11 protein-coding genes and 2 pseudogenes are annotated in these 17160 nt (G+C 62.0%); 8 read left to right on the plus strand and 5 right to left on the minus strand.

The genetic code is table 11. From position 1 onward, the window contains the following. Positions 1-141: 141 nt before the first annotated feature. Complete coding sequence (locus tag BZ163_RS12795) at positions 142-1770, plus strand: PvdJ/PvdD/PvdP-like protein (protein WP_128871215.1); 1629 nt, start codon at positions 142-144, stop codon at positions 1768-1770. A gap of 137 nt (positions 1771-1907) precedes the next feature. Here BZ163_RS12795 and BZ163_RS12800 read toward each other — a convergent pair. From BZ163_RS12800 to BZ163_RS12810, 3 genes and pseudogenes are all read right to left on the minus strand, one after another. After that, a pseudogene (locus BZ163_RS12800) lies at positions 1908-3301 on the minus strand (efflux transporter outer membrane subunit). A 7-nt stretch (positions 3302-3308) separates the two neighbouring features. Next, positions 3309-5282 carry a MacB family efflux pump subunit gene (locus BZ163_RS12805; RefSeq protein ID WP_128871216.1) on the minus strand — a complete coding sequence of 658 codons (1974 nt, stop codon included), beginning with the start codon at positions 5280-5282 and terminating at the stop codon, positions 3309-3311. Further along, a pseudogene (locus BZ163_RS12810) lies at positions 5283-6456 on the minus strand (efflux RND transporter periplasmic adaptor subunit). It abuts the gene before it with no gap. 286 nt (positions 6457-6742) lie between these two features. Here BZ163_RS12810 and BZ163_RS12815 point away from each other — a divergent pair. The 5 genes from BZ163_RS12815 to BZ163_RS12835 all read left to right on the plus strand — a co-directional run bounded on the left by BZ163_RS12815 (position 6743) and on the right by BZ163_RS12835 (position 13450). Then, on the plus strand, positions 6743-7225 hold the full coding sequence (locus tag BZ163_RS12815) for a sigma-70 family RNA polymerase sigma factor (protein ID WP_128871217.1): 483 nt from the start codon (positions 6743-6745) through the stop codon (positions 7223-7225). Between the two features lie 149 nt (positions 7226-7374). Beyond that, complete coding sequence (locus BZ163_RS12820; RefSeq protein ID WP_128871218.1) at positions 7375-8712, plus strand: lysine N(6)-hydroxylase/L-ornithine N(5)-oxygenase family protein; 1338 nt, start codon at positions 7375-7377, stop codon at positions 8710-8712. Between the two features lie 333 nt (positions 8713-9045). After that, entirely contained in the window at positions 9046-9459 is a 414-nt protein-coding gene (locus BZ163_RS12825) for a response regulator (RefSeq protein WP_128871219.1), read from the plus strand. A 109-nt stretch (positions 9460-9568) separates the two neighbouring features. Continuing rightward, on the plus strand, positions 9569-10204 hold the full coding sequence (locus BZ163_RS12830; protein WP_128871220.1) for a response regulator transcription factor: 636 nt from the start codon (positions 9569-9571) through the stop codon (positions 10202-10204). Next, positions 10205-13450 carry a transporter substrate-binding domain-containing protein gene (locus BZ163_RS12835; protein WP_128871221.1) on the plus strand — a complete coding sequence of 1082 codons (3246 nt, stop codon included), beginning with the start codon at positions 10205-10207 and terminating at the stop codon, positions 13448-13450. Positions 13451-13453: 3 nt separating this feature from the next. Here BZ163_RS12835 and dkgB read toward each other — a convergent pair whose 3' ends face one another. Continuing rightward, positions 13454-14257 (minus strand): 2,5-didehydrogluconate reductase DkgB, encoded by an 804-nt coding sequence (dkgB, locus tag BZ163_RS12840; protein WP_128871222.1) that lies wholly within the window; start codon positions 14255-14257, stop codon positions 13454-13456. A gap of 141 nt (positions 14258-14398) precedes the next feature. Next, positions 14399-15304, minus strand: coding sequence for a LysR family transcriptional regulator (locus tag BZ163_RS12845; RefSeq protein ID WP_218190511.1), 906 nt, complete (start codon positions 15302-15304; stop codon positions 14399-14401). A 108-nt stretch (positions 15305-15412) separates the two neighbouring features. Here BZ163_RS12845 and BZ163_RS12850 point away from each other — a divergent pair, with 108 nt between their 5' ends. Further along, complete coding sequence (locus BZ163_RS12850) at positions 15413-16279, plus strand: pirin family protein (protein ID WP_128871224.1); 867 nt, start codon at positions 15413-15415, stop codon at positions 16277-16279. 126 nt (positions 16280-16405) lie between these two features. Then, positions 16406-17032 (plus strand): isochorismate family cysteine hydrolase YcaC, encoded by a 627-nt coding sequence (gene ycaC / locus BZ163_RS12855; protein WP_128871225.1) that lies wholly within the window; start codon positions 16406-16408, stop codon positions 17030-17032. Positions 17033-17160: the final 128 nt, after the last annotated feature.

The following is a 17160-nucleotide window of genomic DNA, read 5'->3' on the forward strand; positions in this document are numbered from 1 at the left end:
GCCAGCGTCCTGACAGAGGATTTTCAGTGTTCATGCAATCCCCTGTAGGAGCTGGCTTGCCAGCGAAGCTCTTAAATTTTCGGCAGCAACAACCGTTCTAGCTTGGATAAAGCCTGCTTCATGGCTGACACAGGTAGGGCAATGACGATTTCTCGACGATGGTTCATGGCAGGCCTGGCGCTGACCGGCGCCGCCGTGCCTGCGGCGTTTTATGGGCATCGTGAATGGACGAAACCGGATCCGACGATCACCCCCGGCGAAGCGTCGTTCGATGTCGCGGATGTCGCCGGCCAGCACCTGGCAAACACCTTGCGCGGGGTCTGGCAGATTCGTTTCGAAGGCCGTGACGCCGGCATCGAGGGCCTGCCCCGGGACGGGCTGGAAGTGTTCCTCGACGTCGGTCATAAAGGACGCGGTGTGATCGGCTTCCTCGACACCGCCGAGCGTTTGCGCTCGAGTGAAGAACCCCGCTACCGGGTGCTTGGCGACCTGGCCGAAGCCAAACCCGCCGCATTGAGCTGGCGGCTGGTCAGCGCCGACGCGGCCAACGGCACGCCGGATTACGAATTCAGCATGGCGCTGGACGAAGTCTGGGCCGCGTTTGGCAACGCCGGCAGCGGCACACTCAGTGGCCGGGTGTTGAACCTCGATCGGCCGTTGATGATGACCGCCCAGGACAACCGCTTTATCGCGGTCAAGCGGATGTTCCCCGAAGCGCGCGAGCGCACTGGCCTCAACCCGGCGCTGCTGGCCTGGCTGGTGTCCCCGGAGCATCGGCTGTTTCACCAGCTCTGGCATGCCTCTCGGGACAAATGGCACAGCTTGTCCGAAGACAAACGCGGCGCCCTGCGCGGTATCGGCTGGCAGCCTGGCCCGCGCGACAAGGAGCGTGATGCCCGTGGCGCGCGCAAGGATCGCAACGGCTCGGGGGTGGATTTTTTCTTCATGCACCGGCACATGCTGGGCACGGCGCGCTCCCTGCAGGACTTGCCGTCGTGGCCACATTTCCCGTTGCCCCAGCCGGAGCTGGCGCGGGATCGCATCGGTTTCGCCAATTATTGCGACAACCACGACGGCACCGCGCTGCCGCCGACCTGGCGGGCGGACGACGATGCCGAGTACTCGCAATGGGTCGCCGACATCAAGACCGCCGAGACCTACCACAGCAATTTCCAGGTCTGGGAGTCGCGCTACCGTGACCCGCGCTATCTGTCGAAGCTGACCTTGGGTCAGTTTGGCTCGGAGGTGGAGCTGGGGCTGCACGACTGGCTGCACATGCGCTGGGCCTCGGTGCCCCGCGATCCGTCCAACGGCCAGCCGGTGCCGTTTGCCCGGGATCCGTCGGACTTTTCGGCGCGCTGGTTTGCCCCGGAAAACGACTTCCTAGGCGATCCGTTTTCGTCCCATGTGAGCCCGGTGTTCTGGCATTTCCACGGCTGGATCGACGATCGCCTGGAAGACTGGTTCCGCGCCCATGAGCGCTTTCACCCGGGGGAGGTCAGCCGGTTGGAGATCAATGGCGTGGCGTGGTTCGCGCCGGGGCGCTGGGTCGAGATCGACGACCCGTGGCTGGGCCCGAGCACCCACGGCTGCAGCACTACGCCGGGGTTGCAGGCGGGAAAGTCGGTGGAAATGGACCCGGAAACCATGAAGCTGGCGTTGCGCATTACCTTTGGCGAGGATGAGAAGAAGCTGGCGAACCTGTTCCGTAAAGTGCCGCAGCGGCCTTGGTATGCGCGGCATTTGAAGGCCAAGCCGATGACCAGTTAAGCAGGAACACCGCGTTATCGTTCTTCGCGAGCAGGCTCGCTCCCACATGATCTCGGCGGTACACAAATATTGTGTTCACTGAAAATCCCTGTGGGAGCGGGCTTGCCCGCGATGGCGGCTGATCAGACCCCGCAAATTTATAACGCCTGCCACCCGCCCCCAAGCGCCTTGTACAACGCAATACTCGCCTGCAACCGCGACAACCGCAGCTGCACATTCAAATCCTGCGCCGCGTACAAGGTGCGCTGTGTCTCCAGCACCGTCAGCAAATCCTCCGCCCCGGCCTCGTAACGGCTCTGGGCGATGTTGAACGCGGTCTGTGCCTGGTTCAGTTCTTCCCCTTGCCACTGTCGCTGTTCATCCAGCCCGCGAATGCTGTTAAGCGCTTTTTCCACGTCGGCGAAACCGTTGATGATCGCTCCGCGGTAGTTCTCCAGCAGTTCTTCCTGGCGCGCGTGGCCTTGTCGCGCTCGGCGCTCAGGCGGCCGTTGTTGAACACCGGTGTCAGCAATCCGGCCGTGAGGTTATAGAACGGACTGCGCAGGATGTCGGCGGCGCGGTCGGCGCCGGAGCCCAGTTCGGCGCTCAAGGTCACGGCCGGCAGCATGGCGGCGCGGGCGACGGTGACATCGGCTTGCGCGGCGGCCAGTTGTGCTTCGGCCCGGGCGATGTCCGGGCGACGGGTGAGCAACTCGCTGGGCACACCGGCGGCGATGGTCGGCCATGACAGTTGATCGAAGCGTTCCACACCCAGGCGCAATTGCTGAACCGGTCGACCGAGCAGCGCGGCGAGGCTGATCAAGGCATCCTGGGCCTGTTGCTGCACCAGCGGCAATTGCCGTCGTTGCGTGGCGACCAGGCTCTTCTGCTGGGCCAGTTCCAGCGCCGTTGCCGAGCCCGAGTCAAAACGGGTCTGCACCAGATTCAGGACATTCTGCGCGTTGGCCAGGTTCAACCCGGCAATGCGGTGTTGCTCGCGCAATGACAAGGCTTGCGCGTAGCTGTTGGCAACACCGCTGAGCAGCGTCAACTCCACCGTCGCCTGATCGAATTCGCTCGCCCGCAAACCGAATTGCGCGCTGTCGCGGGAGGCCCGTTGGCCGCCCCAGAAATCGATCTCGTAACTGGCGCTGAGGTTGGCGTCGAAGTAATCCACCGCCTTGTTGCTGCTGTCGGCGTCGAGTTGGCTGTAGCCATTGCCTCGCAGCAATTTTTGCCGATTGGCATTCAGCGCGGCAGTGACTTCCGGCAGCAGTGAGCCGCCGGCAATCACCGTATCGGCCTGGGCCTGGCGTACCCGGGCGATGGCGGCGGCCAGGTCGTAGCTACCGACCCGGGCTTGTTCGATCAGGCGATCAAGCGCCGGGCTGCCGAATTGCGTCCACCATTGCAGGTTACTGTGCGTGGCCTGTTGCGAGTGGGGCGATTGCCAGGACGAAGGCGGCTGGATGCCGCTGTCCGGACGCTGGGCGGGGCTGCCACAGGCGCCAAGCAACAGGCAAAGGCTCAGCAAACTTAAGTGCGGCTTCATCAAGAGATCATTCACTGGTAAGGGCCGTGACCGGGTCGAGCCGGGCAGCTTTGCGGGCCGGCATGAAGCCGAAGACAACACCGGTGACCAGGGCGCAGCCGAAGGCGCCGAGCACCGCTATCAAGGAGAACGCGACCGCGACTTCGCTCAAGATCAGCACGCCGCCGACGATCAGCGCCAGGGCGATCCCGGCGAGGCCGCCGACCACCGAGAGCATCACCGCTTCGGTGAGGAACTGGCGCAGGATGTCCCGCTGGCGGGCGCCGGTGGCCATGCGAATGCCGATCTCGCGGGTCCGTTCGCGCACGGTCATCAACATGATGTTCATCACCCCGATGCCACCCACCAGCAGGGATATCGCGGCAATCGAGCCGAGCATCAACGACAGGGTATTTTGCGTGCGCGCTTCGGCCTGGATCATCGCCGCATTGTTGGTCAGTTCGAAATCCTTTTTGCCGTTGTGCAGGCGCAGCATCAACTGCTCGATGGCGTGTTCCGTCTCCTTGACCTTGCGCGCGTCGGCGGCGGCGACGGCCACGTATTCCGGGTTGTAGGTGCCGAACAGCCGCACACTGGCGGCGGAGTAGGGGATGGCGATGCGGTCGTCGCTGTCGGAGTCGCCGGAACTGGCGCCTTTTTCGGCGAGCACCCCGACCACCTGGAACGGCACGTTCTCGATCAGGATGTACTGACCGATAGGGTTGGCCACATCCTTGAGCAGCTTGGTGCGGACCTTGTGCCCGATCACCGCGACCGCTGCAGCATTGCGTTCATCTTCCTGGGTGAAATAGCTGCCTTCGACCACCGGCCAGTTGAAGATCGCCGGGAAGTTGGTGTCGTTGCCGCCGACGTAGCTCAAGTGGTCGAGGTTGCCGAAGCGCACCCCGGCTTCCTGGCCGTTGACCGGCATGATCCGTGTCACCTGCGGCAGGCTGGCCACGGCGGCAACGTCGTCCAGGGTGACGATGCCCAATGGCGTGCGTGGGTTCGGTGACGAGCCGCTGAGATAAATGATGTTGGAACCGAACGCGCCCATCTGCGCCATCACCTGGCGCTTGCTGCCTTCACCGACCGCCAGCATCACTACCACCGACGCGACGCCGATGATGATCCCGAGCAACGTCAGCGCGGTGCGAAAGCGGTTGATCCACATCACCCGCCAGGCCGCCTGCACCGCATCCACCAGCTCGCCTTTCCAGGCACCGGTGGCTTCGGCGCCTTCGCTGAGGCGCTTGCGCAGGTCCACTGCCTGCAACGCGCCGTGATTGGCGGACATCTGTGCTTCAGGGTGGTCCACGGCGCTGTCGCTGATGATCAGCCCGTCGCGAATTTCGATGATGCGTTTGGCCCGGGCCGCGACTTCGCGGTCGTGGGTGATGAGAATCACCACATGGCCCTGGCTCGCCAGTTCGTCGAGCAGGGTCATGACCTCGGCGCCGCTGTGGCTGTCGAGGGCGCCGGTGGGTTCATCGGCGAGGATGATGTGCCCGCCATTCATCAAGGCGCGGGCGATGGACACCCGTTGTTGCTGGCCGCCGGAGAGTTGATGCGGGCGGTTGCCGGTGCGCGAGGCCAGCCCGAGACGGTCGAGCAGGGCGGCGGCGCGGGCGTGGCGTTCGGCCGCCGGAATACCGGCATAGATCGCCGGCATCTCGACGTTTTCCTGGGCCGAGCCGGAGGGAATCAGGTGATAACCCTGGAACACAAAGCCAAAGGCTTCGCGGCGCAGCCAGGCCAGTTCGTCGCTGTCGAGGGCGGCGACATTTTCCCCGGCGAAGCGGTACTCGCCCGATGTGGGGCGGTCGAGGCAGCCGAGGATGTTCATCAGCGTCGACTTGCCGGAGCCGGACGCGCCGACAATCGCCACGAACTCCCCGGCATGGATCGACAGGTCGATGCCGCGCAATACGTGAACTTCAGGTGAATCGCCACCGCCGTAGGCTTTGCGGATGTCCTGCAGTTCGATCAGGGGCGTGAGCATTCAGCCGCCACTCCCATCGGCCGGACCGATCAGCAAGTGATCGCCTTCCTGCAAGCCGTCGAGGATCTGTACCCGCAGGCGGTCGCTGATGCCGGTGCGCACGTCGCGTTGCTCGATGCGACCGTTTTTGGCGACGACCCGGGCGGTCTGGCTGTGCGCTTGCGTGCCGGTTTGCAGGGCCGCAATCGGCGCGGTGAGGACATTTTTCGCCTGGTCCGCGACAAAGAACACTTGGGTGGTCATTTCCGCCATCAGTGCGTTGTCGGCGTTATCGACGTCGAGCAACACGGTGTACAGCACCACGCGCGCGCTCCCGCTTTTGCTCGAACTGGCCGGGCTGCCGCCACCCTGGGCGGTCTGGTCCAGCGGCTTGGGCGGCACCGGCAGGATTTGCCGCACGGTGCTGTTCCAGCGACGCTGGCCGCCGCTGAGGGTGGTGAACCACGCCGTCATGCCGGGTTTGACGTGACCGATGTCGGCTTCCGACACCTCGGCCCAGACGGTCATCGGCGACAGCTTGGCGATGCGCAGTATCAGCGGCGTCTGTTGCTGGGCGTTGAGGGTCTGGCCAACCCGGGCATCGAGTGCGACCACGGTGCCGCCCATGGGCGCATAGATTCGGGTGTAACCGAGTTCGGCCTGATCGCTGCGCAAGCTGGCCTGGGCCTGGCGGATCTGCGCCTGGTACATGTCGATGCGGGCCTGGGTGGCGCGCAGTTCGGCCTCGGCGGTCTGCACATCTTCTTCGCGGGTGGCGCCGCCGGCCTTGAGGTGCTGCTGCCGCTGGTATTTCTGTCGGGCCAGGTCGTGCTGCGCCCGTTGTTCCTGCAGCTGCGCCTTGAGGTTTTCGATGGAAAAACGCCCGGCGTCGAGTTTGGCCTGCTGGGTGGAGGGATCGATTTCCACCAGCAGTTGGCCTTCCTTGACCCGGTCGCCGACTTCCACGTGGATCTTCTGGATCTGCCCCGACGCCTGGGCGCCCACGTCGACATAACGTCGCGGCTGCAAGGTGCCCAGGGCCGTGACGCTGCTTTCGATGTCGCCCCGGGTCACGGGGACGGTGGCGAACTGATCACGACCGGGGGGGAATGATCTGCCAGGCGGCGACGGCGATAACGGGGAGCAGACACAGGGCTACTAGCAGGGCGCGTCGGGTCTGTCGGGGACGTTTCATGCAGGGTTCCGGCCAATGAGTATCGGCCCGTCGTTCGGTTGAACTCTGCCGGGGAAACGGCAGGGACGGGGAGCTGTCCTGTAAACGAGGAAAGCGGCGGGCAATTTAGCTAAAGACATATGGTGTAACACTTACTATTTATCGGGCAGGACAAAGCAACGCTTTAAATCTATATGAGAATTACTATAAATTACGCGACTCAAATTGCCACTATCGTGCCGCTGCCTTTTTTGGTGGTTGTCGCGGTGGCTCAAGGATAGAAACCGCACGGGTGCGGCCGGGAGTCATGTTGGAAAACTACTATCGCGAGCTGGTGTGTTTCCTGAACGCCAAGCTGGGCAACCGTCAGGTGGCCGAAGATGTGGTGCATGACGCTTATTTGCGGATTCTGGAGCGTTCCAGCGACACGCCGATCGAGCAGCCCAGGGCTTTCCTGTATCGCACCGCGCTGAATCTGGTGATCGATGACCATCGGCGCAATGCCCTGCGTCAGGTCGAGTCGCTGGAAGTGCTCGACAACGAAGAACGCTACTTCACCCCCTCGCCGCACAACAGTCTCGATCACGGTCAGCGCCTGGACATGCTCCAGCGCGCCCTGGCGGAACTGCCGCGGCTATGCCGCGAGAGTTTCCTGCTGCGCAAGATCGAGGGTTTGTCCCACCCCGAGATCGCCGAACAGTTGGGGATTTCCCGGGCCCTGGTGGAGAAGCACATCGTCAATGCCATGAAGCATTGCCGCGTACGGATGCGGCAGTGGGATGCCCATTGACCGCGTCGGGCCCGTGAAAAAACTATATTAAATTTTGTTTCATTGTCCTCGTTCCCTATCAACAGACGATCTGCTGTCCTGCTCCAGGCCGGTCAGGTCATTCAGGCTTACGCCCCGCTGCTGGGGGGATCATCCAGAGGACACTGGAAATGACACAGGCAATTGCATCGCCCATCGTTCACGACCTGATCGGCGTCGGTTTCGGCCCTTCGAACCTGGCGCTGGCCATCGCTCTGCAAGAGCGCGGGCCGAGCCAGGGCGAACTGGATGTCGTGTTTCTCGACAAGCAGGCCAATTATCGCTGGCACGGCAACACCCTGGTGACCCAGAGCGAGCTGCAGATTTCCTTCCTCAAGGACCTGGTGACCCTGCGCAACCCGACCAGCCCTTACTCGTTCGTCAATTACCTCAAGCACCACGGTCGTCTGGTGGACTTCATCAACCTCGGCACCTTTTATCCGTGCCGCATGGAGTACAACGATTACCTGCGCTGGGTCGCCGCGCAGTTCGAAGCGCAGAGCCGTTACGGTGAAGAAGTGCTGACGATCGAGCCGGTGTTGCACAACCAGCAGGTCGAAGCGCTGCGGGTGATCTCCCGCGATACCCAGGGTCAGCAGCACGTTCGCACCACCCGTTCGGTGGTGGTCAGCGCCGGCGGCACCCCGCGCATTCCCGAAGTGTTCAAGGCGCTGAAGAATGACAGTCGCGTGTTCCATCACTCCCAGTACCTGGCCCAGATGGCCAAACAGCCGTGCGTGAACAACCAACCGATGAGCATTGCGATCATCGGCGGCGGGCAGAGCGCGGCGGAAGCCTTCATCGACTTGAACGACAGCTTCCCGTCGGTGCAGGTGGACATGATCCTGCGCGGCTCGGCACTGAAACCGGCCGATGACAGCCCGTTCGTCAATGAAGTGTTCTCGCCGGAGTTCACCGACCTGGTGTTCCAGCAGGCGAGCAGCGAGCGCGAGCGTCTGGTCAACGAGTACCACAACACCAATTATTCGGTGGTCGACATCGACCTGATCGAACGCATCTACGGCATTTTCTACCGACAGAAAGTCTCGGGCATCGCCCGTCATGCCTTCCGCACCCTGACCACCCTGGAAAAAGCCACCGCCACCGAGCGCGGCATCGAACTGGCCGTGCGCAACAACGCCACCGGTGAAGTGACGGTGCGGCATTACGATGCCGTGGTGCTCGCCACCGGTTACGAGCGGCAGATGCACCGCAAGCTGCTGGCCCCTCTGGAACAATACCTGGGCGATTTCGAAGTGGATCGCAACTACAAACTCATCACCGACGAGCGCTGCAAGGCCGGCATCTACATGCAGGGCTTCTGCCAGGCCAGTCACGGCTTGAGCGACACCTTGTTGTCGATCCTGCCGATTCGTGCCGATGAGATTGCCGGTTCGTTGTATGACCATGGCAGGGCGCGGGGGCAGGGGCGGTCGGTGATGGATTTGCTGCTCGCGACTGCCAGCTAAATATGTAGCGCCTATCAAGCCGCCTTCGCGAGCAAGCCCGCTCCCACACTGGATCACCAGTGAACACAAATTTTGTGTACGACCGGGATCCCCTGTGGGAGCGGGCTTGCCCGCGAAGAGGCCCGAAAGAACAATACAAATTCTGCACCCAGCCCCCTACCTTACGAACCTCGCAATTTCCCCACCCCCAGTGCAGCAGTTACTCGCTCGCCACCCGACATCCCTACACGACACCAGATCAGGCACTCCCGATTTTCGGAATAGTCCTACAGAAAGCTTGCCCACTCTTCCGTAGCCTTGTGCCCTCACGAAACACCCTGCCGGGGGCCTCTGTTGTCGAACAAAGCGTTACGTATCCTGATTGCCGACGAGCAACATTTTCAGCGGATGAGAATCGAGCGCCTGTTCAACCAGCTTGGCTACCACCGGGTGGCACCTGTGCAACACCTGCCGGAGCTGCTGACGCTGGTCGAATACAGCGCCACGCCATTCGATGTGGTGGTCATCAATGCCTCGTTGGCCGGCGGCGCGCTGGACTTGCTCGATTTTTTCCGCGATCACCCGCAGGTCCATTACGCCTTGATCTACGACGGCCAACAGGCGCAATTGCCGCCGATTCCGGCCTGCGGGCAGCAGAAGGTTCAAGTGAGCCATGGTTCGCTGCCGGATCTGGCGTCCATTGAACGGCTGATGGCAATCGTCGATTGCCCCGAACCGTTCGTCGGCACTGTCATTTCTGTCAGGTAGATTCACCTGAAATTCCATGCAACAGTCTCTGCGCAGCCGTTGTGTTAACCCGGGCCCGGCCCAAGGGCAGTGATTGCCCATTCGTAGTGCCTTTGCACAGGGAGTTGCCATGAAGTCAGCGAAGTCAGCGCTGATAGCGGACGATCATCCGGTGGTTCGCGCTGCAGTGAAAATCTTGCTCGGACAGGAGGGGTTCAAACAGATCTACGAGGTGTCCAACGGTAACGAAGTCTTGCCGATGATCCGCGAACATAAACCGGAGCTGGTGATACTGGATCTGATCATGCCCTCGCTGGACGGGCTAGAGGTGCTGGCGCGGATCCAGTCCGGTGACGTGCCGTGCCGGGTCGTGGTGTTCACCTCCCAGGAAGGCTTGTTTTATCAGGGGCGTTGCATGTGTGCCGGTGCCGTGGCGTATGTGTCCAAGGCCAATGATCTGGAACATTTGCACAAGGCCGTGCAGGCGGTCATGGCCGGTTATAGTTATTTCGCGAGGCTGCCTTCAAGCTCGGTGTTGTTGAACAGCTTGCAACGTAGCGAAAAAGAGTTGATCGACAAACTCTCCGACCGGGAATTGACGATCTTCCAGTATCTGGCCCGTGGCCTGAGTAACAAGGCCATCGCCGAAATCATGAACCTGAGCCACAAGACGGTCAGCACCTACAAGACCCGGACCATAGAAAAACTCAATGTGGAATCCCCGGTGCACCTGAGGGATTTCGCCATGCGCAATCACTTGATCTGAATGAGCACCTTGCGGCGTTGGCGCAGCCTGGCATGCCTGCTGCTACCGGGATGCTTCTGGATCTCGAGTGTCTGTGCGCAGCCGCAGACACTGACGTTGCTGGGGCGCTCCAGTGCCGAGGGGCAAGTCGCCAAACTGTCAGACTCCGATTCACGCTGGCTGCGGCAAAAGGGCCGATTGGTGCTCGCCGTCTCCGCACCGGATTATCCGCCCTTCGACATCACCACCACCGGCACTGATTACGAGGGATTGACCGCTGACTATGCCGGTCTGTTGCAGCAGCTGCTGCACGTAGAGATCGACGTGCAGCGGTACGAATCGCGAGAGGACGCGGTGCAAGCCATCAAGCAAGGTAGCGCGGACTTGCTCGGCACGGCCAACAGATATGAGGCCGAAAACACAGCGCTGCGCATGTCCAGTGCCTATGCCGTCGACCAGCCGGTGCTGGTGACGCACACTGAGTCATCGCCGCCGCTGGACCCGGACCTGGCCGGCAAACGGCTCGCGACGCTGTACCACTATTTACCTGCGCATGACGTGCAGGCGTTCTACCCCGAGGCCAGCGTCCAATTGTTTCCCTCTACCCTGAGTGCGGTGGGGGCCGTAGCGTTCGGGCAAGCGGACGTTTATCTGGGCGACGCGATCAGCGCTCATTACCTGATCAGCAAGAACTATCTGAACAACGTGCAGTTGGCCGATTTTTCGCCCATGGAGCCCGGTCTCTTTGCATTCGCGATGACCCGCGACAATCAACCCTTGCATCGCATCGTCAACAGCGCGCTGGCGGCGGTGAGCACCAATGAACGGATGAACATCCTGCGTCGATGGGGCGCCAGCGGGACGTCCATCCCGGGTACGCAAGCGCTGCAATTGAGCGAGGCCGAGCAGCGGTGGCTGGATGGACATCCGCGAGCCAGGGTGGCGATGAACGAAAACATCCTGCCGATTTCGTTTATCGACAGCGATGGCAAGTTCCGCGGCATCAGCGCGGATGTACTGGACAAAATCAGTCTGCGCACCGGCCTGCAGTTCGATATACGGCCTGCCAGATCGATCGCCGAGATGTTGGAGGCGCTCAAGACCGGAGAAGTCGATCTTGTGGCGGGGATCAGTCCCAGTCTCGAGCGCGAGGCCGATTTGCGCTTCACCCGGCCGTTTCTCACCAGCCCGAATGTGCTGGTGACTCGCTCGGGGCCGAACAACCCCACGACCCTGGATGAAATGGCCGGCAAAACCCTGGCGGTCACCCAGGGCAACAGTGCCGGTGAATTCATTCGTCAGCATTTCCCGCAGATCAGGCTGGTCAATGCCCCCCTGACCGCGGATGCGATGGACATGGTCGCCCGGGGCAAGGCTGACGGCGGTATCAACTCGTTGATCGCTGCCCGCTACATGATTTCCCGGCGTTATCGGGGGCAGCTGCGGGTAACCAGCACCGTCGGCACCGATCCCGCCCGCAGTACCCTGGCCACCCGTCGCGAAGCGTTTGAACTGCATTCGATCCTGGACAAGGCGCTGCTCAGTATCGCCCCTGAAGAAATCGATGACCTGACGCTCTATTGGCGCAATGACCTGATGGTGGAGCAAAGCTTCTGGCTGCGTCATCGCCAGGCCATTATTCAGGCATTTGCCGGCGCTGGCGCCTTGTTGGTGCTCGCCCTGGTCTGGATCGGTTATCAGCGCCGGCAGATCCGCCAGCGCCAGCTGTTGCTCAGCCAGCTACAGGACGCCAAGGACGCCGCCGACGAGGCCAATCGAGCCAAGACCACGTTCCTGGCCAACATGAGCCATGAGATCCGCACGCCGATGAATGCCCTGCTCGGGATGCTCGAACTGGCGCAGAAACGTGCCGATGAAGGTATTGCCGACCGTTCGGCCATCGAGGTGGCGTCGAATGCCGGGCAACAATTGCTGGCGTTGATCGGCGACATCCTGGACATCGCCCGCATCGAATCCGGGCATTTGTCGTTGACCCCTGAGCGAGCCAACTTGCGGACACTGGTGGAATCGGTGTGTCGGGTTTTCGAGGGCCTGGCACGGCAGAAGCACCTGGAGTGGCGCGTCGATCTGGACCGGCACAGCGACTGCGACGTGTTGATCGACCCCACGCGCTTCAAGCAGGTGCTGTCCAATCTGTTGAGCAACGCCATCAAGTTCACCCACCAAGGTGAAGTGAGCCTGACGCTGCGGGTCGAGCCTGTTGTGTCGGGGCATCTGGCGGTCAGTGTGTGCATCGAAGACAGTGGCATCGGCATCGGCACCGTGGATCAGCTGCGGTTGTTCAGTCCGTTCGTTCAGGCCGGCAACAGCCAGCAGTCCGGCCGCAGTGGTTCCGGCCTGGGGTTGGTGATCAGCCGTTCCTTGTGTGAAATGATGGGCGGTCGCTTGCAGCTCGACAGCGTCCTCGGGCAGGGCACCCGGATCGACGTCAGCCTGGAACTGGAGGCGTTGCAGCCGTTGCCTTCGCGCGAGTCGTGCGCCAGTGAAGTTCAGGTGCCCACCCGGGCGCTGCTGATCCTGGTGGTAGACGATTACCCGGCCAATCGATTGTTGCTGTCACGGCAGCTTAGCTTTCTGGGGCACCAGGTGCTCGAGGCCGAGGACGGCGCGCGCGGCTTGGCGCAATGGCGCGAACATGAGTTCGATCTGATCATTACCGACTGCAACATGCCAGTGAGCAGTGGCTATGAATTGGCGGGGGCGATTCGCGATGACGAGCGGGTCCAGGGATTGCAACCGACGCGGATACTGGGGTTTACCGCCAATGCGCAGCCCGAGGAAAAGATCCGCTGCATCGAAGCGGGGATGGACGATTGCCTGTTCAAACCCATCCGGCTGGCCGATCTGAGTGCATGGTTGGCATCGAGGTTTGCGGGCGAGGGACCCAAGGTGATTGCAGCACCTGCAGCACCTGCGACGGCCGAGATCGACCTGAGCGGCCTGGAACTCTACGTCGGCGCGGACCGTGAGCTGATCGAACAATTGCTGCGCGATCTGGCCGTGACCAACCGCGATGACCGCGAGCTTCTGTTGCAGCTGCACACCAGTGGCAATCTCCATGACTTGCCGATCCTGGCGCACCGGATCAAGGGCGGCGCGCTGATGGTTCGCGCGGCCCGGCTGACCCAGTGTTGCGAGCAACTGGAGCGGGCCTGTGGCGACGGCCGCGTGGCACTGATCGACGAGGCCGTCGATCAGTTGCAACAGGCCATGACGCGCCTGGATCGAAGCCTTGCCCAGGGCTGACGTTCAGTCCCAGTCCGGGGCAATACCTTTGGGACTGGTCAAGCGTTGGCCGCGATCCAGGCCCGCGATCAAGGCCATGTCGGCGTCGCTCAATTTCATCGCACTGGCTTTCAGATTGCTCGCCAGATTGGCGCGTTGGGTGGACGAGGGAATCACCGCGTAACCCATTTGTGCGGCCCAGGCCAGGGTGACCTGTGCCGGTGTCGCCTGCAGGCGATCGGCGATCTGCCGGATGACCGGGTCCTTGAGGACTTCACCGTAAGCGAGGGTCATGTACGAGGTGATGCGGATGCCCTGGCTCTGCGCGAACTCGACGACCTTGCGGTTTTGCAGGTACGGGTGCAGTTCGATCTGGTTGGTGGCGATGTTCTCGGCACCGACTGCAGCGATCGCTTGTTGCATCAGGTCGACGGTGAAGTTGGACACGCCGATCTGCCGGGTCAGGCCAAGTTTTTTGGCTTCGAGCAGGGCGCCCATGAATTCTGCCACCGGCACCTGGTCTTCCGGCGACGGCCAGTGGATCAGGGTCAGGTCCAGGTAATCGGTCTGCAGTTTCTGCAGACTCTCCTTGAGGCTGTCGATCAGGCGGTCCCTGGCGAAATTGGCGACCCAGATCTTGCTGGTGATGAACAGGTCTTCACGGGCAACGCCGCTGGCGGCAATGGCTTGGCCGACCTCGGCTTCGTTCTCGTAGATTTGCGCGGTATCGATGGCTCGATAACCAAGCTCGAGGCCAGTGCTCACCGAATCGATGACCACCTGGCCTTGCAAGCGAAACGTACCCAGACCGAATGCGGGAATAGACATCAATGACTCCAGGGGTTGCAGTGGGAATGGACACGAGTATCCCCGCCTGCATCCTTGAGAAAAACCGCTGGATCGGCAAAGCAATGTTTACCGCAAGTCACGAATCAAGATCAAAAGATCTTAAGCTCTCCCCCCGCAGCCCTAAGCAATATCGCTATGACTGAACTCCTCCCCCAAAAAGTCGATCAACGCCCGCACTGACGGCAGCAACCCGCGGCGCGACGGGAATATCGCATGCACGATCCCGCACCTGGGCGCCCAGCCCGGCACCAGCTCCACCAGGCGTCCGGCGGCGATGTCATCGCGCACCACCACGTTGGGCAGGTGGGCGATGCCGATCCCCGCGAGCACCGCGTGACGCAGCGCCAACAGGTCATCGGTGACCATCCGCGGCGCATGCCGAATCACCGCACTGGCGCCGTCGGTGCCAAACAGTTCCCATTGATACTCGCGCTGCGCCGCGCCCCAATGCAGGCTTGGCAGACCGCTGAGGTCGGCCGGGGCCGCGGGTGCCGACAGGCGTTCGCAAAACGCCGGGCTGCCCACCAGGCTCTGGGTGCTGTTGCCCAGGACCTTCATCACCATGTCGGTGTTTTCCAGCGGCGGAAAGCGCACCCGCAGGGCGATGTCGAACCCTTCGTGGATCAGGTCGACCCGGCGGTTGGTGCTTTCGATGAACAATTCCACCAAGGGGTACTTGAGCATATAGCGGGTCAACATCGGCCCGACCCAGGAATTGAGCAGCGCGGTGGGGCAACTGATGCGCACCAGCCCCTGGGGTTCGGAGCGGTTGCGTTCGATCAGTTCGGCGGCGCTTTCCGCTTCCACGCGCATGGCCAGGCAGCGCTGGTAATAGGCCTGGCCGATTTCGGTCAGCGAACATTGCCGACTGGTGCGGTGCAGCAGGCGCACCCCGAGGCGCTCTTCGAGTTCGGCGATACGCCGGCTGAGCTTGGACTTGGGCATGTCCAGCGCCCGTCCGGCCGGGGCGAAACCGCCGTGTTCCACCACTTGGGTGAAGTAGTAGAGGGTGTTGAGGTCTTCCATCATCGTTCTCCAGATAGAACGCTAAGGCTGATTTTTGCAGTCTAGTGCATCAAAGGCGCTGGATTTAAGCTTTATCCATCGCATCACACCACAGATTTCGGAGGCAAGATGAAAAACATCATCGGTATCTACACCAGCCCACGCCCCCATTGGGTCGGCGACGGCTTCCCGGTCCGTACGCTGTTTTCCTACGACAACCTGGGCAAACACATCAGCCCGTTCTTGCTGCTCGATCACGCTGGCCCCGCTGATTTCACCCCGACCACCGAACGTCGTGGCGTTGGTCAGCATCCGCACCGCGGCTTCGAAACCGTGACTATCGTTTATAAGGGCGAGCTGGAGCACCGCGACTCCACCGGCAGCGGCGGCAAGATCGGCCCAGGCGACGTGCAGTGGATGACCGCGGCGTCGGGGATTCTCCACGAAGAGTTCCACTCCGAAGGATTCGCCAAGAGCGGCGGCACCCTGGAAATGGTGCAGCTGTGGGTCAACCTGCCGGCCAAGGACAAAATGGCCGACGCCGGCTACCAGACGATCCTCGATGGCGACATCCCGAGCATCCCGCTCAAAGACAACGCCGGCAGCCTGCGCTTGATCGCCGGCGAGTTCGACGGCCACACCGGCCCGGCGCGGACCTTCACGCCGATCGATGTCTGGGACCTTCGCTTGAACGCCGGCAAGTTGCTGACCCTGGACCTGCACGAAGGGCGCAACACCGCCGTGGTGGTGCTGCGCGGCACGGTTCAGGTCAACGGGCGGGAGCCGGTGCGGGAAGGGCAGTTGGCGTTGTTCGAACGCGACGGCCATCAGCTCAGCCTGGAAGCCAACAACGACGCCGTGGTGTTGCTGCTCAGTGGCGAACCGATCGACGAGCCGATCGTCGGTCACGGTCCGTTCGTGATGAACAGCGAGCAGGAGATTCACCAGGCGTTCGCCGACTTCCAATCCGGCCGGTTCGGCCAGATGCACGGTTGAATCAATGCGACATCGCTGTGGCGGGCCAGGTTTGGCTGACTACGCTTGCCGGACCGCATTTGACGAAAAAACAGAGTTCACTCACGCCTGCACTTCAGGCATCGATTAAAAAGCGAGGATTTCCCCATGACTACTTCTTACAAACGTCTCGACAAGGATAACGCCGCCGTTCTGTTGGTGGATCATCAGGCGGGCCTGCTGTCTCTGGTGCGCGACATCGAACCGGACCGTTTCAAGAACAACGTGCTGGCCCTGGCCGACCTGGCCAAGTACTTCAAGTTGCCGACCATCCTCACCACCAGTTTCGAAACCGGCCCCAACGGCCCGCTGGTGCCCGAGCTCAAGGCGCTGTTTCCGGATGCGCCCTACATCGCCCGTCCTGGCCAGATCAACGCCTGGGACAACGAAGACTTCGTCAAGGCGATCAAGGCCACCGGCAAGAAACAACTGATCATCGCGGGCGTAGTGACCGAGGTGTGCGTGGCGTTCCCGGCACTCTCGGCGTTGGCTGAAGGCTTCGACGTGTTTGTGGTGACGGACGCTTCCGGTACGTTCAACGAACTGACCCGGCAATCGGCCTGGGACCGCATGTCGTCCTCGGGTGCGCAATTGATGACCTGGTTCGGCCTGGCGTGCGAGCTGCATCGCGACTGGCGCAACGACGTGGAAGGCCTGGGCACCTTGTTCTCCAACCACATCCCGGACTATCGCAACCTGTTTACCAGCTATAACGCGCTGACCAGCAGCAAGTAACCCCTGACACACATCGCCCTCTGCAGGAGCCGGCTTGCTGGCGATAGCGGTAGAGCAGTCACCGAATCAGTGACTGTCAGACCGCCATCGTGAGCAAGCTTGCTCCTACAGTGTTTTGTGTTGTTCTG

This window comes from Pseudomonas sp. VI4.1 (assembly GCF_002029345.1).
GTDB lineage: Bacteria > Pseudomonadota > Gammaproteobacteria > Pseudomonadales > Pseudomonadaceae > Aquipseudomonas.

What these genes read in the sequence shown, in the direction of transcription:
- BZ163_RS12795 (WP_128871215.1), top strand. Translation starts at nt 142, where the DNA reads ATGACGATTTCTCGACGATGGTTCATGGCAGGCCTGGCGCTGACCGGC.
- BZ163_RS12805 (WP_128871216.1), bottom strand. Translation starts at nt 5,282, where the DNA reads ATGCTCACGCCCCTGATCGAACTGCAGGACATCCGCAAAGCCTACGGC.
- BZ163_RS12815 (WP_128871217.1), top strand. Translation starts at nt 6,743, where the DNA reads ATGTTGGAAAACTACTATCGCGAGCTGGTGTGTTTCCTGAACGCCAAG.
- BZ163_RS12820 (WP_128871218.1), top strand. Translation starts at nt 7,375, where the DNA reads ATGACACAGGCAATTGCATCGCCCATCGTTCACGACCTGATCGGCGTC.
- BZ163_RS12830 (WP_128871220.1), top strand. Translation starts at nt 9,569, where the DNA reads ATGAAGTCAGCGAAGTCAGCGCTGATAGCGGACGATCATCCGGTGGTT.
- BZ163_RS12835 (WP_128871221.1), top strand. Translation starts at nt 10,205, where the DNA reads ATGAGCACCTTGCGGCGTTGGCGCAGCCTGGCATGCCTGCTGCTACCG.
- dkgB (WP_128871222.1), bottom strand. Translation starts at nt 14,257, where the DNA reads ATGTCTATTCCCGCATTCGGTCTGGGTACGTTTCGCTTGCAAGGCCAG.
- BZ163_RS12845 (WP_218190511.1), bottom strand. Translation starts at nt 15,304, where the DNA reads ATGGAAGACCTCAACACCCTCTACTACTTCACCCAAGTGGTGGAACAC.
- BZ163_RS12850 (WP_128871224.1), top strand. Translation starts at nt 15,413, where the DNA reads ATGAAAAACATCATCGGTATCTACACCAGCCCACGCCCCCATTGGGTC.
- ycaC (WP_128871225.1), top strand. Translation starts at nt 16,406, where the DNA reads ATGACTACTTCTTACAAACGTCTCGACAAGGATAACGCCGCCGTTCTG.